The organism is Halothermothrix orenii H 168 (genome assembly GCF_000020485.1).
GTDB lineage: Bacteria > Bacillota > Halanaerobiia > Halanaerobiales > Halothermotrichaceae > Halothermothrix > Halothermothrix orenii.
In genome coordinates this window covers 805,563-827,619 of the sequence record NC_011899.1, presented here as the reverse complement: position 1 = coordinate 827,619, position 22,057 = coordinate 805,563, and the positions used below count along the sequence as shown (strand labels likewise).

Genomic DNA, 22,057 nt, shown 5'->3' with positions numbered 1-22,057 from the left:
GTAATTTATAACCAGTACATAATAAAGTAGTATGTAAACGGAACAGTAAACAGAAGGCTATCAAATCTATCCAGAATCCCACCATGTCCTGGAATAATATTACCAGAGTCCTTCACATTGCAATCACGCTTAAGGGTAGATTCAAAGAGATCACCTGTAATCCCCAGAATAGACATTAACAGGGCATACAATACCCACCGTGGACTAAAGCTACCAATAGCTGTTGTCATCAAAAATACAGCGATAATACTGGAAATAATACCCCCCAGGGCCCCCTCAACTGTTTTATTGGGACTAATGGTGGCAGCCAGTTTTTTATTACCGAGAAATTTACCGATAAAATAGGCACCGGTGTCTGTTATCCAGGTAGTAATAAGGGCCAGCCAGAGGGCTTTAGTATGGCCGAATGGCTCAATATCAATATTCCTTAATAGAAGGAAAAACACCATACCCCCTGCAATATAAACAAATCCCAGAATATTATAACCCGTTTTAATAGTAAAAGAATCCTTTTTATAAATTAAAACATTTATTATAAAAAATATCAAGAGTATTAGATATAAATATAGCCCTAATGGTAAATTATACCCTTCAATTCTTAGATATGTATATATTAGAGGTAATAGAATAAAAAAAGATAAAATATATTTATTATACCAGTCACCATTAATCAACCTGTTATACTCAAAAGCAGCCAGGATAGCAATAAGTGATACAAAAAGAAAATAAGGAAAAGAACCCCAGAATACAAATAATATAAATAATATAATTCCTGCAATAGCACTTAAGACTCTATAACTAAGCATTTTTATCGTCCCCCACTTCAGGTAATCCACCAAATCTACGATCTCGCTGTTGAAAAACCTTTATAGCTTTTTCCAGGTCCTCTCCATTAAAATCAGGCCAGCATTTATCAATAAAATACAGTTCAGCATAGGCCAGTTGCCATAACATATAATTACTTATTCTCATTTCTCCACCAGTTCTTATCAGTAATTCTACTTCAGGCCACCTGGGGTTATATAGGTATTTTGAAAAATTATTCTCATCAAGCTCGTCAAGGGCCAGACCCTGATTGACATCCTGCACCACTTTTTTTACACTATCAACAATTTCAGCCCGTCCTCCATAATTAAAGGCGATATTTAATTCCATCCCGTTCTTATCCCGGGTAATTTTTTCGATATACTCAATTGCATTTATGAGACTTTTGGAGAGGCCATTTCGCCTTCCAATTATATTGACCCGGACATTTTTACTGGCAAGCTCCTGTGACTCATTCTTAAGGGTTTCTTTGAATAATTTCATTAAAAAATCAACTTCTTTACGGGGGCGTCTCCAGTTTTCAGTAGAAAAAGCATAAACAGTTAGACAGGGTATTTTCATTTCCCCTGCCTTTTTAATTATTTTTTTAAGGGTTTTAACTCCCTCGCGGTGCCCGGCATACCTTGGCAGACCCTTTTCCTGAGCCCAGCGGCCATTTCCATCCATTATTATTGCTACATGGGAAGGTATATTCATTTTATCACCCTATTCTAAAACTAATCACCCCCTCATAATGAGGGGGACCGTCCTACCTATATTTTTCATAACTCCAGATAATCTTGATCTGTTCTGAATCTATTTCTTTAATAGCTATAACCCGTTTTTCACCATAACCCTCTTTTTTATCAGGAGGTTTAGTCTGGTTTACGATTACCCGTTTCCCTTTTTTCTCATAATGTTTTTTTACAGAATCAGGACTGGACCCGATTAAATAATTATCCATTCTAAACCTCCATAATATCCTGTTCTTTATCTTCAAGCATTTTATCTATTTTATCTATATATGTATCAGTTAGTTCCTGAATCATATCAAGTCCCCGGTGGTAGTTATCTTCAGATATTTCACTGTTTTTTTCCATTTCCTTTAATTCATCATTGGCTTCACGTCTAATATTTCTTATAGCAATTCTACCTTTTTCTGCCTTTTCATGGGCTACCTTAACCAGTTCTTTCCTTCTCTCTTCAGTCAACTGGGGAATATTAATCCTGATGACATTACCATCATTTGAAGGGTTTAAACCCAGGTTTGATTTTAAAATAGCTTTTTCAATACTTTCTATAACACTCTTATCCCAGGGTTCAATAACGAGCTGTCTTGCTTCAGGAGCTACTACTTTAGCCATCTGCTGAATGGGTGTCTGGGTTCCGTAATAATCAACCATAATATTTTCTACCAGGGATGGCCTGGCCCGGCCGGTTCTAACCGTATTTAAATCATGCTTTGTAGCTTCTAAAACCTTCTCCATTTTTTGTTTGGCATTTTTCTCTACCTGTTTAATCATAATCTTCCCCCCATTAGTATTATTTTAGAGGTTTCTCTTAATTTATATATAAATATTAAGCCTGAATAAATTAAAGAAGTCATAATAATTTAGAATATTAATTTAAGGTACAAATATATACTTATTTTTACCTGGAAATAAAAAATTATTAAATTGCAAAATTTATAAATATATTATTATTGTATACAATTTTATTTAAAATTTTTATTTAAAATTCCTAAATAAATTATATAGCTTAGTTATAACACAGTTATATAAAATAGCTTTTTAAGGATAATTTATTTACTAATTGTTTTTATTTTATAAATTACTTCTTTATCTTACAAAAGTCCCGATTTCTTCTCCAAGGATTGCCTTTTTAATATTACCCTCTTCTTTCACACCAAATACTATCAGGGGAATATTGTTATCCATACACAGGGATACAGCTGTAGAATCCATTACCCTTAAAGACCGGCTCAACACATCTATATATGCCAGTTCTTTATATTTAACAGCATCTGGATTATCAGCAGGATCAGAATCATAAACTCCATCAACATTTTTTGCCATCAATATAGCATCAGCTGAAATTTCAGCAGCCCTCAAGGCTGCTGTGGTATCAGTGGAAAAGAACGGATTACCGGTTCCAGCAGCAAAAATAACAACCCTTCCCTTTTCCAGATGTCTAATAGCCCTTCTTCTGATATATGGCTCAGCCACCTGTCTCATTTCAATGGCCGATTGAACCCTGGTTTCAAGACCCAGTTTTTCAATGGCATCCTGGAGGGCAAGCGCATTTATTACTGTAGCCAGCATTCCCATATAATCAGCAGTTCCCCGGTCCATACCTTTAGCACTACCGGCCACACCCCTGAATATGTTTCCGCCTCCGACAACTATAGCCATTTCTACGCCAGTATCTGTAACCACTTCAAATATTTGCCTGGCAATCCCCTTAATAATAACAGGATCTATTCCAAAACCTTCTTCTCCAGCCAGAGCCTCTCCACTTATTTTCAAAAGGACACGTGAATATGCTGCTTTTTCCCCCATTGCTTAACCTCCAATATTATTTATTCGATAAAGAATTATTTTTTCCTTTTCTTTAAGACAAAACTTTAATCAAATTTATTAATTTTAATATTAAAAAATAAGACCTGAAAAAAGAGAACACCTTAAAAGTGCTCTCTTTTAACCAATAAATATTATTTTTTATTAACTTCTTTCATTACTTCTGCAGCAAAATCTTCTTCCTCTTTTTCAATACCTTCCCCCAGTTCAAACCGGGTAAAACCGTTAATTTTCAGTCCATTGTCTTCAATTAATTTACCTACAGTAATATCTTCATCCCTAACAAAGGCCTGGTCAAGGAGACAGACTTCACTATAATATTTTTCCATTTTACCTTTTACAATCTGACCGATAATATGTTCAGGTTTTCCTTCATTTAACATCTGTTCTTTATATATCTCTTTTTCTTTATTAATTACTTCTTCACTAATATCATCTCTGCTCAAATAGCGGGGATTAATGGCAGCAATATGCATAGCAATATCTTTAGCCACTTTTCGGGTACTATCGTTAAATTCTCCATCAATGTCAACTAAAACGCCAATTTTACCCCCCATATGAATATATCCCTGGAGGAATCCATTAGTTTCATACTTTTCAAACCGTCTCAGGTTAATGTTTTCACCGATACTGGCAATCGCTTCTTTTATGATAGTATTTACATCTTTTTCACTATCTTGATACCAGGTTTCTTTCAGAACCTCATCAACACTGTTTGCATCACTTTGCATTAAGTGTTCAGAAATCTTATTGACAAGGTCTTTAAAATTATCATTCTTGGCAACAAAGTCTGTTTCACTATTGACTTCAACAATAACACCTTTTTTGCGGTCATCTGATATGTAAACATTTACAGCACCTTCAGCTGCAACCCTGCCAGCCTTTTTAGCAGCTGCTGCAATACCCTTTTCCCTTAGATATTCTACAGCAGCATCGATATCACCATTGGTTTCAGCGAGAGCCTTTTTACAGTCAAGTACTCCAGCACCTGTTCTTGACCTTAATTCCTTTATGTCTTTCATGGAAATACCCATTTTTTTCCCTCCTTTTTTCGTACAAAAAGGCGTGGTAGAAGAAAACTCTTCTAACCAACGCCTTTTCCCTTTATTATTCCTCTTTATTTGCTGAATTATTTTCCTCTTTTACCTCTTTTTCTTCAGCCTGACCTTTTTCATCTTCCTTGTCTTCAGGTTTTGCTTCCTCAGTTAACTGTTCTCCCTGTTTTCCAGCCAGAACAGCATCGGCAATTTTACTGGAAATCAACTTAACTGCTCTAATTGCGTCATCATTACCAGGGATAATATAATCAATAAGGTCAGGGTCACAATTGGTATCTACTATCGAAACAATCGGTATATTAAGCTTTCTTGCTTCAGCAACAGCAATAGACTCCTTCCGTGGGTCAGTAATATACACTACATCAGGAAGGTTTTTCATGTCCCTGATCCCACCAAGGAATCTTTCTAATTTATCACGCTCTTTTTTAAGCAAGATCACCTCTTTTTTAGGTAAAACCTCAAAGAGGCCATCTTCTTCCATTTTTTCCAGTTCATTTAAGCGCTTAACCCTCTTCTTAATTGTCCTGAAGTTGGTTAACATTCCACCCAACCAGCGCTGGTTTACATAAGGCATACCACAACGTTCAGCCTCAGTTTTAATCGTTTCCTGGGCCTGTTTTTTGGTTCCAACAAACAAAATTGTTTTTCCCTTTGAGGCCATATCCCTTACATAGTCATATGCCTTATCAAGCAAAGCAACAGTTTTCTGCAGGTCAATAATGTAAATCCCGTTACGCTCTGTAAAGATATAATCTTTCATTTTAGGATTCCAGCGTCTGGTCTGATGACCAAAATGGACACCTGACTCAAGTAACTGTTTCATGGTCACAACAGCCATTATACCCACACCTCCTTTCCTGGTTTAACTTCCGCCTGTTTCAACCCCTACCGGACATAAAAAAAGAAACCGGTATCGAAACAATATTATTTCAATATTGTTCCGATGTTACCACTATAGTTAATAACTAACCATAGCACCAGTAACAGGGTCCACAGACGTGTTTATTTTACACTATTAGGTAGTATACCACATAAAAAGATATTTATCAATGGGTTTATATTAAAAATAAATGAGGCAAAATAAAAATATTTTCCTGAAAGCAAACCGGTATATATTATTATAATATTTTTTTACCCATTTTATAAGATTTAATAATCACCTTACCATCTTCAGTATGGAATTCCATCGTTCTACCATATGTTTTACCGACATCTTCACCAACAATGTCGATATTTTGTTCTGCAAGTATTTCCCTGACCGCTTTTATATTGCGGCTTCCCACATTTAATCCATTGTCATCTCCATTGGAGAACATATGTGAGCCTCCGGCAATTTTGGCGACCATATTTCTTCTTTTAGCACCCTCTTCCTCCATCTTTTTTATCAGTAATGGAATACCGGTATCGGCATATTTAGCAGGTTTTAAGCCCTTTTTGTTTTCAGGTAGCATAATATGGATAAGGCCACCTATATTGTTATACCTATCATAAATAGCTACCCCAACACAGGAGCCCAGACCTATCGTAACCAGAATGTCCGGGGATTTCCCGATAGCAAATTCTGCCATGCGTACCCTGATTGGGGTAGAACTCATTTCACATCAAACCCCAGGGCCTTTAATATTTTGTCTAAAGAACCCGGATCAGGAATTAAAATAAAATAACCTTCTATTTCATTGCCTCCGTCCAGAAATTTGGTTTCAATAAGCAGAGCATAATCACTACTCTCCCCGAGAGGAATCATTGACGAGCTCAGGATAGCTCCAGCCATATCATGAGAAAAACCGGGGACTGATTGGACCAGGTTAAAACCGGTCATTTTATTGAGGGCACTCAAGTATGAACCTGATAAAATATTTCCTATCTCTTTGATAGCTGAAATTTCAACCTCACTAAATCTGGAGACATCAATATCCTGCTGTGTAATAATGTTTAATAAATGGGCAGTACTTTCTTCACTTAAAACAAAGAGTATACTACCCGGGGCTTCACCCATAACTTTCAGTAAAATACCAACTACCCTGTCTTCTACACCACCGGTGATTTCTGGCACTTCTGATAAAGGCAATATTTCAACAGAAGGCACTGTCATTTCTATTTTACAGTTTAAAAACTGGGCAAAAGCAGTAGCAGCATTTCCAGCCCCGATATTACCAATTTCTTTCAAGGCATCTTTATGGTCATCTGTAAGATTGTTAATTAAATTATCTGTCAAAGTATAAACCCCCTTAACCTAGATCAACATTATCAAGCTCCTCAATTTCTTCTTTCGTTAAAATATTAGCTAAATCAAGGATAATTAACAATTTTTCATTTAATTTACCGACCCCACTTAAGTAATTTTTGTTAATACCCTTAATAATTTCGGGGGGATCAGCAATCTCATCAACATTTAACCTGATCATTTCTTTAACATCATCAACCTGCATACCAATCAAATTATTATTTATCTCAACTATAATTATTTTCTCTTCATCTGCACTTTCATTATCTTTTAAAGATAATCGCTTCTTCAAATTAATAATCGGAATAATTTCATCCCTGAGGTTAATGACCCCTTTGACAAAAGAAGGGGCATTAGGTACAAAAGTAAGTTCTGTAGTATTAATGATTTCACGGGTTTGATGAATATCCACCCCAAAATGTTCCCCGGATACGGTAAAAACAACAAACTGTTTTTCCTCTTTTTTAACTTCCTTCTGACCTTTATTAAACTTAGATAGCATTTTCTATCCTCCTTTATATTGAGGCTTCTATTTCCTTATCTTCAAAAAGGAGCTTTTCCAGGTCAATTAATACTATTAAACGTTCATCTATTTTACCAATACCAGCAATATATTCCTGTTTAATGTCAGTATCAACTTCAGGAGCTGATTCAATCTTGCTTTCTTCAAACCAGACCACTTCATTAACTCCATCTACCATTAATCCAATTAAATTCCCTTTCACTTCTACTGTAATAATTCTCTGTTTATCAGTGTCAGCTCCCTTTATATTAAACCGTTTTCTCAGATCAACAACCGGAACAATCTGTCCTCTAAGATTAATAACCCCGAGTACATAATCAGGTGTATTGGGGACATTTGTAATTTTTGTAGGTTTAATTATTTCCTTTGAATTGGTTATGCTAACCCCATATTCTTCTTCTCCAAGCTGAAATATTACAAACTGCTTCCGGGCTTCCAGATTAACATCCTTCTCTTCAGTAGAAACCTGCATAATATTGACCCCTCCTTTTAAGCAATATTTCTAACATCTAATATAAGGGCTACATCACCATCACCAACTATAGTCGCCCCACTTATATTCTTGGTATCAACCAGATAACTTCCCAGTGATTTAATAACAATCTCCTGCTGGTTTAATAACTCATCAACAATCAGCCCAACCTGACGGTCACCCTGATTGATGATAACAACAGGGATCTCTTCCCTCTTGAGGTAAAGGCCATACTCTACATCCATGTTTAACTGTTTTGAACACTCTACTATCGGAATAGTTCTATCCCTTAATACGATAACATCCTGACCCCTTACCTGCCTTATATCATCAGGGGTTACAGTCAGGGTTTCACTGATAGCATTAAGGGGTATAGCAAATATTTCTTCATTAACTTTGACCATCAGGGCCTGGGTTATAGCCAGAGTTAAGGGGAGGGATATTGTGAATCTGGTTCCAACATCGACATCTGATTCTATAAAAATCTGCCCATCAAGGGATTCCACAACACGTTTTACCACATCCATACCTACTCCACGGCCCGACACATCAGTTATAGTTTTAGAAGTGCTAAAACCGGGTCTAAAAATAAGGTTAAGCTTGTCCCTATCATCCATGGCTTCAACTTCTTCAAGGGTTACCAATCCCTTTTCTATCGCCTTTTCAGCCAGGACTTCAGGTTCAATACCACGTCCGTCATCTTCAACTTCTATTATTATTTCACTACCCTTTTGATAGGCCTGAAGAAGGATTGTCCCTCTTCTGTCTTTTCCTTTCTTAACCCTCTCCTCAGGAGATTCTATACCATGGTCAACAGCATTTCTTAAAATATGTATTAAAGGATCAACCAGTTCATCAATTATTGACCTATCCAGCTCTGTTTCAGCACCCTCGATAATTAAATCAATTTCTTTATTTAATTCTTTAGATAAATCCCTGACCATCCTGGGGAAGCGGTTAAATATTCCACCAATAGGAACCATTCTGATTTGCATTACTATATGATGTAATTCCATAGTTACCCTGTCAAGCTGCTGGATAATATCCTGATACACTTCTGATTCAATATTCAAGTCTTCCAGTCTGGTTTTATTAATTAATAATTCACCAACCATATTCATTAAATTATCCAGTTTATTTATATCTACCCTTACAGTTGGAGATACTTCCATACTGGTTAATCTTTTTTTACTGGTTTTCTTTGAAGTTGGTTTAACCTTCTTTATAGTATTTTGCTGTTCAGAACTTTCGTTGAATTCGTTATTTATAACTTCAATTTCAACTTTATCAACATCTACAATATTACCCAGTTCCTTCTTTATTTCTGAACTATTTAACTTTGAAACTAAAATCAGAGATATGGAATCACCAAAATCTTCATCTTCTATGTTATCTTTAGTAGGTTTTGACTTTACCAGATATCCCAGTTCTTCTGCATTTTTTAATATCATAAATCCCCTTACATTTTTAAGAAGACAATCCTTGACTAGCTTGACATTAACTTTATAAATATTATCACTCTCATGCATTTTTGCAAAAATTTCTTTTTTCTCTTCATCAGAAAAGCTTATATCTCCTGGAGAACTATCTTCATCAAGAGAAACACCCTCTATATCTACATAGTTTTCCAGATCTTTTATGTAAGCACTAACATCAGTTGCTTCTTCACCTTCATTTTTAATGTCTTCAACCAGCTGCTTTATATAGTCGAGACCATCAAACAACAAATCTATAATATCCTCATTAATATTAAGTTGCCCGTTTCTAACTTTATCCAGAATGTTTTCTATCTTGTGGGTCAAATCAGTTAAGTATTGAAACCCCATAGTAGCTGCCATACCTTTTAAGGAGTGGGCAGCTCTAAAAACTTCATTGATTAATTCAATGTTTTCCGGGTCCTGTTCAAGGGCCAGAACATTTTCATTTAAAATCCGGAGATATTCACTGGACTCATCAAAAAACATCTGTAAATAGTTGTTATCCATAACTCTAACAACCCCTCCTTTATGATTTTAAAACCCTGCTTACAGCTTCAAGAACCCTGTCGGGTTTAAAAGGCTTAACTACAAAGTCTTTGGCTCCGGCCTGAATAGCATCTAAAACCATGGCCTGTTGGCCCATTGCACTACACATTACTATTTTAGCATCTTTATCAATTTCAATTATTTTTTTTACAGCATCAATTCCATCCATTTCAGGCATGGTAATATCCATCATTACAAGGTCCGGTTTCAGCTCTTTATAAAGTTTTGCAGCATCAATACCATTTTCAGCTTCTCCGACAATTTCATAACCACCCTCGGTGAGTATATTTTTAATCATCATTCTCATAAAGGCGGCATCGTCTACTATTAAAACTCTTTTAGACATCATTTACCCTCCCCTGGCTCAAAAGAGTGTAATTCAGTATTGTTTAAATATATATTCGACAATATTGAGGAAGTTCCTGCATATTAATAACAAATTATCAGTATTAAGATAGATAAATAAAAAAAGTCCCCAAGGATAGAATCCTTTGAGGACTTTCTAAATAAGGGTTTAGGCCCTTAATTTTTCCAGTTCATCCAGTAGATAGTCATTAAGGATTTTTATATATGTTCCCTTCATTCCCAGAGAACGTGATTCAATTACACCAGCACTTTCAAATTTTCTAAGGGCATTAACAATAACAGAGCGGGTAATACCTACCCTGTCGGCAATTTTACTGGCTACCAGAAGCCCCTCTTTACCATCCAGCTCTTCAAATATATGCTCTATTGCTTCAAGTTCAGAGTAAGATAAAGTATCAATAGCTATCTGGACAGCCGCCTTTTTCCTGGCCTCTTTTTCTATTTTTTCACTTCTGGACCTGAGTATTTCCATACCAACAACTGATGAACCATATTCGGCAAGAACCAGGTCATGATCTGTAAACTCTTCATCATAACGGGCCAGAACCAGAGTACCTAACCTGTCACCGCCACCAATAACAGGAACTATTGTAGTTAATTTATTTTGAAACAGGCACTCTTCTCCATCTGTAAATACACAATTACCCTGTTTTTGTTTAATATTGGCCCTCGTTTCCTGGACACGCATTAATCCTTCATTGTAATCTTCAGGAAAATGTCCCTTTTCAATAACCTCTTCTTCCATAATATCACATTCAAAGTCACTGAGGAGACTATATCCTAAAATTTTCCCCTTCTTACTCGCAATATAAATATTACATTTTATAGCTTCCTTTAATACCTGGGCCATTTCTTTAAAATCTACTGGTTTTCCTCCAGTTCTTTGCAACAAGCGATTTATTTTTCTGCTTTTTTCTAACAATTGATCCATTTTTATCTACCTCCATTCTTATTATTTAGTAACCAACAACTATTACCTTATAAACTTTTCTTGTTGGTAGACTAATATTAGATACCCCATAACATGGATTTTAAAAATAAATAGTCTCAGGAAGCTATAAAATATACTTGCTTAAGTCTTTATCCTGTACAACATCAGCCAGTTGATTTCTAACATAGTCAACATCAATTGTAACCTCTTCAACATCCATGTCAGGAGCATTAAAGGAAACATCTTCAAGAAGTTTTTCCATAATAGTATGGAGCCTCCGGGCCCCTATATTTTCGGTCTGCTCATTAACCCTGTAAGCAAAATCGGCTATTTCCTCAATGGCCTCATCAGTAAATTTAATTTTAATTCCTTCTGTTTCTATAAGAGCTTCATACTGTTTAGTTAAAGCATTTTTAGGCTGGAGTAAAATTTGTTTAAAATGCTCGCGGGAAAGGCTTTTTAATTCTACCCGGATCGGAAAACGTCCCTGCAGTTCAGGAATAAGGTCAGAGGGTTTGGAAACATGAAATGCTCCAGCAGCAATAAAAAGGATATGATCTGTTTTCACAGCCCCATATTTGGTCATAACTGTAGAACCTTCAACAATAGGTAAGATATCACGCTGTACACCCTCCCTGGAGACCTCAGGGCCCTTGCCACTTTCCCGTCCGGCAATCTTATCTATTTCATCCAGAAAAATGATACCATCATTTTCAACCTTCTTTATGGCCTCTAAACTAACCTCATCCATGTCTATGAGTTTCTGGGCTTCTTCCTGTTTTAATATTTCCTTAGCTTCTTTAACAGAAACCTTTCTTTTTTTCTTTTGGGCCGGGAAAATATTACCGAACATATCCTGAAAATTTATACCCATTTCTTCAACCCCGGCTCCAGAAAAAACTTCAAACATCTGGGGATTCTGTGATTCAACTGTTATTTCAATAACCTGATCATCAAGTTGACCATTAACAATCCTTTTACGCAAGCGCTTTCTTCTTTCTTTTAAACTGGTGTAATTATCACTATCTACATCATCCAGGTTCTCTTCCCGGTCGGAAAACAATACTTCAAATGGATTTCTTCTCTTCTTGCCCGGAAGTGGTAAGATAATATCTACTATTCTATCTATAGCCAGGTCACGGGCCTTATGTTCAACATCCTTCATTTTTTCACTTTTTACCATTCTTATAGCTGTTTCGACCAGGTCCCTGACCATGGACTCAACATCACGGCCAACATAACCAACTTCAGTAAATTTAGTTACCTCTACCTTTATAAACGGGGCACTGGCAATCCTGGCTAGACGTCTGGCTATTTCTGTCTTACCAACACCCGTAGGGCCAATCATGAGTATATTTTTAGGAATAACTTCTTCCTGCAGATCAGATATTATCTTTTTTCTGCGGTAACGGTTTCTTAAAGCAATAGCTACTGCCTTTTTTGCTTCTTCCTGGCCTACAATATATTTATCTAATTTTTTTACAATTTGTCTCGGTGTCAGCTCTTCTTTCATACTTCACCCCCTCACCATCACAATTCTTCAACAACAATATTACCATTTGTATAAATACAAATTTCTGAGGCTATTTTCAAGGCCTCTCTGGCTATATCCTGGGCTTCAAGACCTGAATTATGTTTTACTAAAGCCCGGGCAGCAGCAAGAGCATAGGGGCCACCCGAGCCTATAGCAGTTACATCATCATCAGGCTCTATAACATCACCATTACCTGAAATCAGTAAAATTTTCTCTTCATTAGCAACCAGTAATAAAGCCTCAAGTTTCCTCAAAACTTTATCAGTTCTCCATTCTTTAGCTAATTCAACCGCAGCCCTCTCCAGATTACCATGATACTCTTCTAATTTTACCTCGAATTTTTCAAAAAGGGTGAAAGCATCAGCAGATGTTCCGGCAAAACCAGCCAGAATATTTCCTTTATATAACCTTCTAACCTTTCTGGCTCCACCTTTCATAATGGTATTACCCATGGTTACCTGGCCATCACCAGCCATGGCTGTCTTCCCCTTATATTTCACCGCAACAACAGTGGTTGCGTGAATATCACTAACCAACCTCATCCACCCTCTCCCGCTTAATTGTCAAATGATTCAAAATTGTTTTTTGATTCACTAATTTATATATTAACATAACCCCCCCTATGTGTCAAGAACCCTCCAGCAAAATATTAAAACAATCTTGTTAAAATAATGTTAACTTAATGTAAACCATATGTTAACATAAAACCTTTAAGATCTTCAAGGGCTCTAGTTCCTTTTTTTTCCTTGCGCTCTCTTTTGTTCCGTATTTTTATATCAAGGGGAGGAAATAAACCAAAGTTAATATTCATGGGTTGCAGCTTATCTTTGGCCGGATTTGATATATAACTACTTAAAGCCCCATGAGCTGTGGTTCTGGGAAATCTTAATAACTCTTTACCCTGTAACAGTCTGGCGGCATTTAAGCCGGCTATAAGTCCAGATGAGGCAGACTCAACATAACCTTCAACCCCGGTTATTTGACCAGCAAAAAAGATGTTCTCCTTATGCCTTAACTGGTAGCAAGAATTCAGTAATTTAGGTGAATTCAGGTAAGTATTACGATGCATTACACCATACCTGACTATTTCTGCATTTTCAAGTCCGGGTATCATATTTATTATTCTTTTCTGTTCTCCCCATTTTAATCTGGTCTGAAAACCGACCAGGTTATAAAGGGTACCCTCTGCATTATCCTGTCTTAATTGAACTACCGCATAAGGTTTTTCCTGGGTATTGGGATCAACTAATCCAACTGGTTTCAGGGGGCCAAAAAGCAAAGTCTTTTTACCCCTTTCTGCCAGAACCTCTATGGGTAGACATCCCTCAAAATACATATCTTTTTCAAAGTTATGGGGCTGGTGTCTTTCGGCTGAAACAAGGGCATTCCAGAATTCTTCATATTCCTCTCTGGACATAGGACAGTTTAGATAATCTCCCTTTCCATCTTCATAACGGGATGCCCTGAAAACCTTATTATAATCAATACTATCAGCTGTTATAATAGGTGCAGCTGCATCAAAAAAATAAAGATATTCCTCACCGGTTAATTTTTTTATTTCTTTAGTAAGTTTATCTGAGGTCAAAGGCCCGGTGGCAATAATTACAACTCTATCTTCAGGAATATCAGTTACCTCTTCGTTATGATAATGTACCCCGGGATGTTCTTTTAGCTTTTTAGTTATTTCCCTGGCAAACTCATTACGATCAACAGCAAGGGCCCTTCCAGCAGGTACCCTGTGTTTATCGGCAGTTTTAATTATTAGGGAATTGAGATGTCTCATTTCCTCTTTTAAAATACCCCCGGCATTGTGAAGGTGGTTTGCCCCCAGAGAATTACTACAGACAAGTTCAGCAAAAAAACCGGTATTGTGGGCCGGGGTTTTTTGTTCAGGTCTCATTTCGTAAAGATCGACCTCAACCCCTCTGTTAATCGCCTGCCAGGTTGCCTCACAGCCTGCGAGTCCTGCTCCAATTACTATCAATCTATCCATATATATTCCACCTCTTTATACTTCTTTCTTATAACCACACTCTTTGTTAATACAGAGATAATACCGGCCTTGCTTTTTTGAGTTCTTCTCTACCATAAGGCCACCACATTCAGGGCATTTTTCTTTAACTGGTTTATTCCAGACAACAAATTTGCAATCAGGGTAAGAACTACATCCGTAAAAAGTACGCCCTTTACGGCTTTTTCTTTGAACAAGCTCTCCCTCTTTACACTGAGGACATTTAACTCCAGTTTTAATAACATAAGGCTTGGTATTTTTACATTCAGGATAACCAGAACAGGCCAGAAATTTGCCATAACGACCATATTTTATTACCATATTCCTGCCACACTTTTCACATACTTCATCAGTTACCTCATCTTCAAGTTTAACTTCTTCCATTTCCTCACTGGCCTCTTTAAGTCTCCTGGAAAAATTGGAATAAAAATCTTCAAGCACATTACGCCATTCATCTTTGCCATCTTCTATCTTATCAAGCCTTTCTTCCATATGTGCGGTAAATTCTATGTCAGTTACATCAGGAAAATATTTTGATAACAGATCTGTAACTATAAAACCCAGTTCAGTCGGTTTTAACTGCTTACCCTGACGCTCCACATAGCCCCGGGAGATTATTGTTGAAATAATCGGAGCATAAGTACTGGGGCGGCCTATTCCCTCTTCTTCTAATGTTTTAACCAGGGTAGCTTCCGTATAACGTGGTGGTGGCTGGGTAAAGTGCTGTTCTGGCTTGATTTCCTTAACATCAAGTCTTTCAGACTTTTTAACAGGTGGTAATATGATGTCTTTTTTCTGACTGCTTGTGTTAACCCGTAAAAACCCCGGGAATATAATTCTGGATCCCTTTGCCCTGAAAATATATTTATCTCCTGCTTTTATCAATACTTTCACCTGTTTATACTGAGCTGGACTCATTTGACTGGCAACAAACCTTTCCCAGATCAACTTATATAACCTGTACTGGTCTTTGTTTAAATATTTTTTTACCTTACCTGGAGTACGGTCAACTGAAGTAGGACGAATAGCCTCATGAGCATCCTGGGAACCTTCTTTTGCCTTATATACCTTCACTTTATCGGGAATATATTTGTCCCCAAAAGCTTCTTTAATGTAGTCTAAAGCCTGTTTCTGGGCTTCTCTGGAGATTCTTGTACTGTCAGTACGTATATAACTTATAAGACCAGTGGTCCCTTCGCTACCCATATCTATTCCTTCATATAACTGCTGGGCCAGATACATTGTTTTTTTAGCAGAAAAGCCCAGAATCGAAGAAGCCCTCTGTTGAAGGGTACTTGTTGTAAAGGGTGGATTGGGGTTACGTTTCCTTGTTTTTTCTTTTATGTCACTTACAACAAATTTACTTTTATTTAAATCTTCTAAAATTTGTTTTGCTTCTTTCTCATTATTAATTTTGAATTTTTTACCTGAAATTCGGTACAGATCAGCTATAAAATCTTTATCTTTTTTATTAAATGAAGCAGAAATAGTCCAGTATTCTTCAGGTTCGAAAGACTCTATCTCTTTTTCCCGATTACATAACAATTTGACAGCAACTGTCTGAACACGCCCGGCACTTAAACCCCGTCTCACCTTTTTCCATAATAGTGGACTGAGTTTGTAACCGACAAGACGGTCAAGCAGGCGTCTGGCCTGCTGGGAATTAACCAGATTCTTATCTATAGGCCTGCGGTTTTTAAGGGCATTTTTAATAGCACTTTTAGTTATTTCATTAAATTCAATCCTTGGTTTATCTTCATCTATTTTCAAAGCCCGGGTCAGATGCCATGATATGGCTTCCCCTTCTCTATCAGGGTCAGTTGCCAGGAGAACATCTTTACTCTTTTTTACTTCCTTTCTTAATTTTTTTAATACTTTTCCTTTACCCCTGATTGTTATATACCTGGGTTCAAAACCTTTATCTATATTTATTCCCAGTTTGCTCTTGGGTAGATCAATAACATGGCCCATTGTTGCTTCCACTTTATATCCTTTTCCCAGAAACTTTGATATTGTTTTAGCTTTAGCAGGAGATTCAACAATTACCAGTGTATTATTACTTTTATTCCCCATGGGCGCACCTCCTATTAGACACCCGGTTTTATGTTATAACCGTTTTAATTTATATACTTGTGTCGATCATTATAATATATCTGAAATTCAGGTATTTCAGCTGTTATTGCCTCCAACTTGCTTGCATCTTCAACAAACTCTTTTAAGATATCCCATAAGTCCTTTATTTCATTAAAACCATTATAACTACCCTGGATAGTCTTTATTATCAACTCCTCATATTGTTCGGGAGGCAATATATTGAGCAGTAAAAGACGCCTGATAATACCCTGTAGTTTAACCGGAAGATATACCCTTTCCGGCCAGGTTAACAGTCTATTATATGTTGGAGAGCTTTCAACAACTGTCTTCTCAATCTTATCAGCGTCTATTATGTCCGTTGTTGAATATATTAATTCGAAAGCCCTGTCTATTTCCTCTATGCTATAGCCCATATTAATTAACTCATTTACCAGATGTTCTTCATTTAATTTCATATCATCATCATGGAGAAGTTTTTGTACCAAAAAACTTATAATTTCAATAACTGCCTGTTTCATATTTGATTAACAGGAATAACCTGTCTGCCTCCCTTCTCTTTCCAGGGTTGACACCTACAATTTCATAACTAATATATAATTATATTGGTTTTAAAAGATTTTGTAAACCCAAAAATGTATATTTTTTTCCCTGTTTAGGGGATATAAGTCCTTTTAATTCAAGATTTAAGAGAATTTTGTTAACCTGAGATGCGTCAAAACCTGTCAATGTAATAATCTGATTTATGTGTAAGTCTTCTCCTTGTAAAATTGAAACAACTTTTTTCTCCTCCGGAGATAAACTGCTATAATCTTCAGTTACCGTACTTTTATCTCCTGTATTTTTTCGATTATATGATTTTATTAATGGTTTTTCTGCCGTTGGCAGTGTGTTTAAAACATCGTCAACAGATGTTAGTACCCGGGCACCTTTCTTAATTAGATTGTTGGTCCCCTGACTCTGGGGACGGTTAATATTACCAGGTACAGAAAATATAAATTTTCCCTGCTTCCGGGCGTAATTGGCAGTTATCAGGGAACCACTTCTATTGGAGGCTTCAACCACTATTACCCCTTCTGCCAGCCCGCTTATAATTCTATTTCTCCTGGGAAAATTACTGGCAAGGGGTCCGGTCTCAGGGGTAAGTTCACTTAAAAGATAACCAGAATCAGTCACCAGACCAGTCAGTTTTTTGTTTTCGGGTGGGTATATCCTATTTAAACCTGTTCCCAGGACAGCAATGGTCCTGCCCCCGACCTTTAAAGCACCCTTATGGGCACAGGTATCAATTCCCCTGGCAAATCCACTGATAATGGCAAACCCCCTACCGGCCAGACTATAGGCCAGGTTTCTGGCAATATTACATCCATATCGGGTAGCCCTCCTCGAACCTACAATGGCAATGATTCTTTCATTATTATCATATTTCCCTTTATAATAAATAACAGGGGGTGGTTTACTAATATCTCTTAATTTATCTGGATAATTGTTATCAAATATGGTCACATATTTAATATTATTTTTAGCAAGATTCTCAAGTATATTTTCAATATTAATTTTTTTTCTCTGCTTAACAATCTTTTCAGCAAGTTTGTTAATTCCATTAACCTGTTTCAATTCTTTTTCACTGGCCTGCCATATTGAAGAAGCACTTCCAAAGTAATTCAATAAATTCTGTATTCTAAGAATACCCAGTCCATTTATCATTGTAAGGGCTAATAAATATACTCTTTCTGGCATTTTATCCCCATCCTTAGATTGTTTTATATAATATTCATTAACATGTTTAAAAATACCTGCAACTTCCTCCATTTTTTGGTACATTTTCATTAATGGTAGTTTATTTAATCAAAAACTATATAAATATTTTTATGAAATTAATTTTAACTGAAAAACCGCAGTAATATTACTGCGGTTTAGTGTGATTTAGCTACTACCACCAAGGCCTTTATCATATAAATCCCTGGGAACAAAAGTCTTACAACAACTCTGGTAGCATTCTGTTATTGGAGACAGGCCTTTTTGACTAACAATCTGGTTTGTCTGTTCTACATCCATTTCATTGGGTAACTCCCGGGCAAAATCATCACTGACAACCAGTATTTTCTCGGCAACACATAAATTGGGCTCTGCAAACCATTTACAATTTTCAACTGTACAGTGAACATGTGTCTTCTGTGGTATAGAAATCAACCCTTTCTACTTAGATTTATTTTTATTTTATAACCGATTCAACCTGGTTATTCTCCTATTTTAAAAATCTTAAATTTATCATAATATAATTAAATACAGTCTATAGTATTGTAAAAATATTTCAAACAATTTGTTTCAATCATAAATTTATGTTATTATATAGCTAACATTGGTATATCACAATCAGGGGGGAGGATAATTAATGAAATATAGGCAATTTGGCAAACTTAACTGGAAGGCATCTGCTCTCGGTTTTGGGGCAATGAGATTACCAACTGTTAATAATGACAGCAGCAAAATTGATGAAAATAAGGCAATCGAAATGATTAGATACGCGATAGACAATGGTGTTAATTATATTGATACTGCCTGGCCCTACCATAAAGGTAATAGTGAAATTGTAGTTGGAAAGGCCCTCAAAAATGGCTACCGTGATAAAGTTAAACTAGCAACAAAATTACCGTCATGGTTAATTAAAAAGGAAGAAGATATGGATTTTTATCTGGATAAGCAACTAAAAAAACTACAGGTTGATTATATAGATTTTTATCTTCTTCATGCCCTTAACAGAAAACACTGGGAAAATTACAAAAAACTAAATGTTTTTAAATGGATTGAAAAAGTCATATCCCTGGGTAAAATTAAATATATTGGTTTTTCTTTTCATGATGATTACAATTTATTTAAAGAAATAGTAGATGCTTATGACTGGACCTTCTGCCAGATTCAATACAACTATCTGGATACAGACTTTCAGGCCGGTAAAAAAGGTTTAAAATATGCTTCTAAAAAAGGCCTTGCTATTGTAATCATGGAACCTTTACGTGGTGGTCAGCTTGCTGGAAAACAACCTACTCCTGTCCATGAAATCTGGAATACCAGTCAAATAGATAGAACACCTGTCGACTGGGCACTACAATGGTTATGGAATCAGCCCGAAGTTTCAGTAGTATTAAGTGGAATGAGCACCCTTGAACAGGTCAAAGAAAATATTACAAGTGCTGATAAGTCAGGTATCAATGCACTCAGTAAAGCTGAATTAAATACAATTAACCAGATAAAGAAAGCCTATGAGGAATTATCTCCTATAATGTGTACTGGATGTAATTATTGTATCCCCTGTCCTCAAAATGTTAATATACCGGGCAACTTTTCTCTGTACAACAATGCCCATATTTATAATGATTTTGAAAATCAGAAAAAAGTATATAATAAATGGGATGAAAGTGCTAAGGCAGGAAATTGTGTAGGCTGTGGCCAGTGTGAAAAAGCCTGCCCCCAGAACTTGCCCATTATAAAACTTTTGAAGAAGGTTGATGCATACTTTAGTTAGTGCATACTTTAATAGTTAACTATATATTTTTATACTTTAATAGTTAACTATATATTTCTGTGTTTAAATTTATCATATAGAAAAAAAGGAGCTCCAGGATATTCTGGAGCTTTTCTATACCAGAGAAAAAGTCCGTATAAAATTCCTTTCAGATAATTTTATATAAGTTTAAGTATATTTAAAAAGAATATACCTTTAACGATTTTCATCATATTTGATATATAATTTTATGTATAGTTGTTATATATTAGTCATTATATGAAGCTATTACTTCTTCAAGTAAATCCCGGGCTTTTGTTACTATTTCAGGATTATTGGTCTTGGCCCCCTTGAATTTCCTCTGTTTTTCATCATCATGGACACCAAATCCATCAAGGTCATATGCTACCATCATTGCTTTTCCAATAGGTTTAGTTATTACTAAAAACCATTCCCGGGTCAACTTATGTCCTTCCGGGAGATAGATAAAGTCAATGTCAGGGTGTTTTGGCAGGTCATCATCTTTTTCCCCAAATATATAAACTTTATTAACATTATCAGCTATTTTAAGAAATCTATCCCATATATCACGGGCCCTTGAAACCTTCTGAAACCCTGCATAAACATTGGCCCGGGATGGTTTCCTTAATAAAACCTGCTCCATTATATAACACATTCTTTCCAGCTGGGGAACTCTACTCTCAAATTTCAGTGAAAAACTGTTTAACTCACTATCGTCAGTACCCCCGTCCAATTTTTTTACTCCACCTTCAAGTTTAGTAAAAATTTCTTCATACAGTGATAATTCTTTCATTTAAATATCCTCCTCCCCTTCTAATGGGATTTATGACAAACATATTTCAGTTTGTGTTATTTCCATTTTATATCACATTCTGTGTTTTTGCAAGTAAATTAATTTACAATCCTATAAATTGTATATGATAAACATCACATCTAACAAAATTTCTATGTTATAATGTATTTATAAAACATTATTGATAAAGAAAGGTGACCAGTATATGGATACTTTTGCTTCCAGGTTAAGATCATTACGAAAGGAAAAAAAACTAAGACAAAAAGATCTTGCCGGAGCATTGGGGGTAGCTCAAACTACCATAGCTAATTATGAACAGAACTTAAGATTTCCCAATCAGGATATTTTAAACAAGCTGGCAGATTATTTTAATGTTTCTATAGATTACCTTCTAGGAAGATCCTGTCTCCGTCAGCCGACAAATTTTACCTCTTTCAAAAATAACCACATTACAGGGGAGAATATTAATTACTCTAAAATCATAGACTCCTATATTAATTATATTTTAAATGGTAACCAGGAGTCTGCCAGAAATCTTATTTCAAAAACAGTAGTTCAGGGAGCAACTATTAAGGATATATATTTAAAGGTCCTGGAAAAGGCTTTAAAAAAAATAGGTTATTTATGGGAATTAAATAAAATTGATATTTCCGATGAACGACTGGCATCAATGACAACTCTCCAGATAATGTCTCAGTTAATGTGTATGTGTTCACCAGGTGGTAAATTGAAATATAAAGCCCTGTGTCTGTCCGCCTATGGGGAATCCCATACTATAGGTATTAAAATGATTTCTGACCTGCTATATATAAAGGGTTTTGATGTTTTTTATCTCGGAGGAAATTTACCCACCAGTAGTGTCATTAAGGCTATAGATTCTTTCAGGATTGACCTGTTAATGATTTCAGCTACCATGAATAATGTTTCAGAATCGGTTAAAAACCTGGTAAATGCAGTCAGAACCCATTCATCCCTGAAACATATAAAAATAATGGTCGGAGGACAACTTTTTAACAATAATAAAAGCCTCTTAAAGGAGCTGAAAATAGATGGTTATGCTGAAAATGCCGACATTGCTGTAAAAACTGCTATAAGTTTGTTAAATAAATAAATAAATCCCCCAC

General features: G+C 36.0%; 24 protein-coding genes. 2 read left to right on the top strand and 22 right to left on the bottom strand.

The features are described from left to right. Positions 1-5: 5 nt before the first annotated feature. The 21 genes from HORE_RS04065 to HORE_RS03965 form a co-directional block, all read right to left on the bottom strand. On the bottom strand, positions 6-806 hold the full coding sequence (locus tag HORE_RS04065) for a phosphatidate cytidylyltransferase (protein WP_012635716.1): 801 nt from the start codon (positions 804-806) through the stop codon (positions 6-8). After that, the gene (uppS, locus tag HORE_RS04060; RefSeq protein WP_012635715.1) at positions 799-1,521 is read right to left on the bottom strand and encodes an undecaprenyl pyrophosphate synthase; all 723 of its coding nucleotides are present in this window, start codon (positions 1,519-1,521) and stop codon (positions 799-801) included. The genes HORE_RS04065 and uppS overlap by 8 nt, the downstream gene beginning before the upstream one ends. A 52-nt stretch (positions 1,522-1,573) precedes the next feature. After that, positions 1,574-1,768 (bottom strand): hypothetical protein, encoded by a 195-nt coding sequence (locus tag HORE_RS04055; RefSeq protein WP_012635714.1) that lies wholly within the window; start codon positions 1,766-1,768, stop codon positions 1,574-1,576. A gap of 1 nt (position 1,769) precedes the next feature. Continuing rightward, complete coding sequence (gene frr, locus HORE_RS04050) at positions 1,770-2,327, bottom strand: ribosome recycling factor (protein ID WP_012635713.1); 558 nt, start codon at positions 2,325-2,327, stop codon at positions 1,770-1,772. Positions 2,328-2,642: 315 nt separating this feature from the next. After that, the gene (gene pyrH / locus HORE_RS04045; protein WP_012635712.1) at positions 2,643-3,362 is read right to left on the bottom strand and encodes a UMP kinase; all 720 of its coding nucleotides are present in this window, start codon (positions 3,360-3,362) and stop codon (positions 2,643-2,645) included. 152 nt (positions 3,363-3,514) lie between these two features. Continuing rightward, positions 3,515-4,414: a translation elongation factor Ts gene (gene tsf / locus HORE_RS04040; RefSeq protein ID WP_012635711.1), complete on the bottom strand. Its 900-nt coding sequence runs from the start codon at positions 4,412-4,414 to the stop codon at positions 3,515-3,517. Between the two features lie 73 nt (positions 4,415-4,487). After that, a complete protein-coding gene (gene rpsB, locus HORE_RS04035; RefSeq protein WP_012635710.1) occupies positions 4,488-5,276 on the bottom strand; it encodes a 30S ribosomal protein S2 in 789 nt (262 codons plus the stop codon). A gap of 280 nt (positions 5,277-5,556) precedes the next feature. Continuing rightward, positions 5,557-6,033: a chemotaxis protein CheD gene (locus HORE_RS04030; protein WP_012635709.1), complete on the bottom strand. Its 477-nt coding sequence runs from the start codon at positions 6,031-6,033 to the stop codon at positions 5,557-5,559. Further along, positions 6,030-6,653, bottom strand: coding sequence for a chemotaxis protein CheC (locus tag HORE_RS04025; protein ID WP_012635708.1), 624 nt, complete (start codon positions 6,651-6,653; stop codon positions 6,030-6,032). Before HORE_RS04025 ends, HORE_RS04030 begins: the two co-directional genes overlap by 4 nt. 13 nt (positions 6,654-6,666) lie before the next feature. Beyond that, a complete protein-coding gene (locus HORE_RS04020) occupies positions 6,667-7,164 on the bottom strand; it encodes a chemotaxis protein CheW (protein ID WP_012635707.1) in 498 nt (165 codons plus the stop codon). Between the two features lie 13 nt (positions 7,165-7,177). Then, positions 7,178-7,657: a chemotaxis protein CheW gene (locus HORE_RS04015; RefSeq protein ID WP_012635706.1), complete on the bottom strand. Its 480-nt coding sequence runs from the start codon at positions 7,655-7,657 to the stop codon at positions 7,178-7,180. A gap of 17 nt (positions 7,658-7,674) precedes the next feature. Next, a complete protein-coding gene (locus HORE_RS04010) occupies positions 7,675-9,642 on the bottom strand; it encodes a chemotaxis protein CheA (RefSeq protein ID WP_012635705.1) in 1,968 nt (655 codons plus the stop codon). A gap of 19 nt (positions 9,643-9,661) precedes the next feature. After that, positions 9,662-10,027, bottom strand: a complete 366-nt coding sequence (locus tag HORE_RS04005) for a response regulator (protein WP_041605852.1) — start codon at positions 10,025-10,027, stop codon at positions 9,662-9,664. 168 nt (positions 10,028-10,195) lie between these two features. Continuing rightward, positions 10,196-10,978, bottom strand: coding sequence for a GTP-sensing pleiotropic transcriptional regulator CodY (gene codY / locus HORE_RS04000; protein ID WP_012635703.1), 783 nt, complete (start codon positions 10,976-10,978; stop codon positions 10,196-10,198). Between the two features lie 124 nt (positions 10,979-11,102). Then, positions 11,103-12,491: an ATP-dependent protease ATPase subunit HslU gene (gene hslU / locus HORE_RS03995; protein ID WP_012635702.1), complete on the bottom strand. Its 1,389-nt coding sequence runs from the start codon at positions 12,489-12,491 to the stop codon at positions 11,103-11,105. Positions 12,492-12,508: 17 nt separating this feature from the next. Continuing rightward, on the bottom strand, positions 12,509-13,054 hold the full coding sequence (gene hslV / locus HORE_RS03990; protein ID WP_012635701.1) for an ATP-dependent protease subunit HslV: 546 nt from the start codon (positions 13,052-13,054) through the stop codon (positions 12,509-12,511). A 137-nt stretch (positions 13,055-13,191) separates the two neighbouring features. Further along, positions 13,192-14,505 carry a methylenetetrahydrofolate--tRNA-(uracil(54)-C(5))-methyltransferase (FADH(2)-oxidizing) TrmFO gene (gene trmFO / locus HORE_RS03985; RefSeq protein WP_012635700.1) on the bottom strand — a complete coding sequence of 438 codons (1,314 nt, stop codon included), beginning with the start codon at positions 14,503-14,505 and terminating at the stop codon, positions 13,192-13,194. A gap of 15 nt (positions 14,506-14,520) precedes the next feature. Continuing rightward, positions 14,521-16,596 (bottom strand): type I DNA topoisomerase, encoded by a 2,076-nt coding sequence (gene topA / locus HORE_RS03980; protein WP_012635699.1) that lies wholly within the window; start codon positions 16,594-16,596, stop codon positions 14,521-14,523. A 44-nt stretch (positions 16,597-16,640) separates the two neighbouring features. Next, positions 16,641-17,135 (bottom strand): DUF494 family protein, encoded by a 495-nt coding sequence (locus HORE_RS03975; RefSeq protein WP_012635698.1) that lies wholly within the window; start codon positions 17,133-17,135, stop codon positions 16,641-16,643. Positions 17,136-17,214: 79 nt separating this feature from the next. Continuing rightward, positions 17,215-18,354 carry a DNA-processing protein DprA gene (gene dprA / locus HORE_RS03970; protein ID WP_041606354.1) on the bottom strand — a complete coding sequence of 380 codons (1,140 nt, stop codon included), beginning with the start codon at positions 18,352-18,354 and terminating at the stop codon, positions 17,215-17,217. A gap of 186 nt (positions 18,355-18,540) precedes the next feature. Further along, a complete protein-coding gene (locus tag HORE_RS03965) occupies positions 18,541-18,807 on the bottom strand; it encodes a DUF1540 domain-containing protein (protein WP_012635696.1) in 267 nt (88 codons plus the stop codon). Between the two features lie 202 nt (positions 18,808-19,009). Here HORE_RS03965 and HORE_RS03960 point away from each other — a divergent pair, with 202 nt between their 5' ends. Further along, a complete protein-coding gene (locus HORE_RS03960) occupies positions 19,010-20,140 on the top strand; it encodes an aldo/keto reductase (RefSeq protein ID WP_012635695.1) in 1,131 nt (376 codons plus the stop codon). Positions 20,141-20,387: 247 nt separating this feature from the next. Here the strand turns inward: HORE_RS03960 and HORE_RS03955 are convergent, their stop codons facing one another. Next, the gene (locus HORE_RS03955) at positions 20,388-20,933 is read right to left on the bottom strand and encodes a DICT sensory domain-containing protein (protein WP_012635694.1); all 546 of its coding nucleotides are present in this window, start codon (positions 20,931-20,933) and stop codon (positions 20,388-20,390) included. A 205-nt stretch (positions 20,934-21,138) separates the two neighbouring features. Here HORE_RS03955 and HORE_RS12380 point away from each other — a divergent pair, with 205 nt between their 5' ends. Further along, a complete protein-coding gene (locus HORE_RS12380) occupies positions 21,139-22,044 on the top strand; it encodes a cobalamin-dependent protein (RefSeq protein WP_012635693.1) in 906 nt (301 codons plus the stop codon). The last annotated feature ends 13 nt before the right edge of the window (positions 22,045-22,057 follow it).

Excerpts from the sequence above, each read along its gene's own strand:
- rpsB (WP_012635710.1), bottom strand. The coding sequence starts at position 5,276 with ATGGCTGTTGTGACCATGAAACAGTTACTTGAGTCAGGTGTCCATTTT.
- HORE_RS12380 (WP_012635693.1), top strand. The coding sequence starts at position 21,139 with ATGGATACTTTTGCTTCCAGGTTAAGATCATTACGAAAGGAAAAAAAA.
- topA (WP_012635699.1), bottom strand. The coding sequence starts at position 16,596 with ATGGGGAATAAAAGTAATAATACACTGGTAATTGTTGAATCTCCTGCT.
- HORE_RS04030 (WP_012635709.1), bottom strand. The coding sequence starts at position 6,033 with ATGAGTTCTACCCCAATCAGGGTACGCATGGCAGAATTTGCTATCGGG.
- hslU (WP_012635702.1), bottom strand. The coding sequence starts at position 12,491 with ATGAAAGAAGAGCTGACACCGAGACAAATTGTAAAAAAATTAGATAAA.
- HORE_RS04015 (WP_012635706.1), bottom strand. The coding sequence starts at position 7,657 with ATGCAGGTTTCTACTGAAGAGAAGGATGTTAATCTGGAAGCCCGGAAG.
- dprA (WP_041606354.1), bottom strand. The coding sequence starts at position 18,354 with ATGCCAGAAAGAGTATATTTATTAGCCCTTACAATGATAAATGGACTG.
- pyrH (WP_012635712.1), bottom strand. The coding sequence starts at position 3,362 with ATGGGGGAAAAAGCAGCATATTCACGTGTCCTTTTGAAAATAAGTGGA.
- HORE_RS03960 (WP_012635695.1), top strand. The coding sequence starts at position 19,010 with ATGAAATATAGGCAATTTGGCAAACTTAACTGGAAGGCATCTGCTCTC.
- HORE_RS03955 (WP_012635694.1), bottom strand. The coding sequence starts at position 20,933 with ATGAAAGAATTATCACTGTATGAAGAAATTTTTACTAAACTTGAAGGT.
- codY (WP_012635703.1), bottom strand. The coding sequence starts at position 10,978 with ATGGATCAATTGTTAGAAAAAAGCAGAAAAATAAATCGCTTGTTGCAA.
- hslV (WP_012635701.1), bottom strand. The coding sequence starts at position 13,054 with ATGAGGTTGGTTAGTGATATTCACGCAACCACTGTTGTTGCGGTGAAA.
- HORE_RS04005 (WP_041605852.1), bottom strand. The coding sequence starts at position 10,027 with ATGTCTAAAAGAGTTTTAATAGTAGACGATGCCGCCTTTATGAGAATG.
- frr (WP_012635713.1), bottom strand. The coding sequence starts at position 2,327 with ATGATTAAACAGGTAGAGAAAAATGCCAAACAAAAAATGGAGAAGGTT.
- HORE_RS04020 (WP_012635707.1), bottom strand. The coding sequence starts at position 7,164 with ATGCTATCTAAGTTTAATAAAGGTCAGAAGGAAGTTAAAAAAGAGGAA.
- HORE_RS04010 (WP_012635705.1), bottom strand. The coding sequence starts at position 9,642 with ATGGATAACAACTATTTACAGATGTTTTTTGATGAGTCCAGTGAATAT.
- trmFO (WP_012635700.1), bottom strand. The coding sequence starts at position 14,505 with ATGGATAGATTGATAGTAATTGGAGCAGGACTCGCAGGCTGTGAGGCA.
- HORE_RS04065 (WP_012635716.1), bottom strand. The coding sequence starts at position 806 with ATGCTTAGTTATAGAGTCTTAAGTGCTATTGCAGGAATTATATTATTT.
- tsf (WP_012635711.1), bottom strand. The coding sequence starts at position 4,414 with ATGGGTATTTCCATGAAAGACATAAAGGAATTAAGGTCAAGAACAGGT.
- HORE_RS03975 (WP_012635698.1), bottom strand. The coding sequence starts at position 17,135 with ATGAAACAGGCAGTTATTGAAATTATAAGTTTTTTGGTACAAAAACTT.
- uppS (WP_012635715.1), bottom strand. The coding sequence starts at position 1,521 with ATGAATATACCTTCCCATGTAGCAATAATAATGGATGGAAATGGCCGC.
- HORE_RS04055 (WP_012635714.1), bottom strand. The coding sequence starts at position 1,768 with ATGGATAATTATTTAATCGGGTCCAGTCCTGATTCTGTAAAAAAACAT.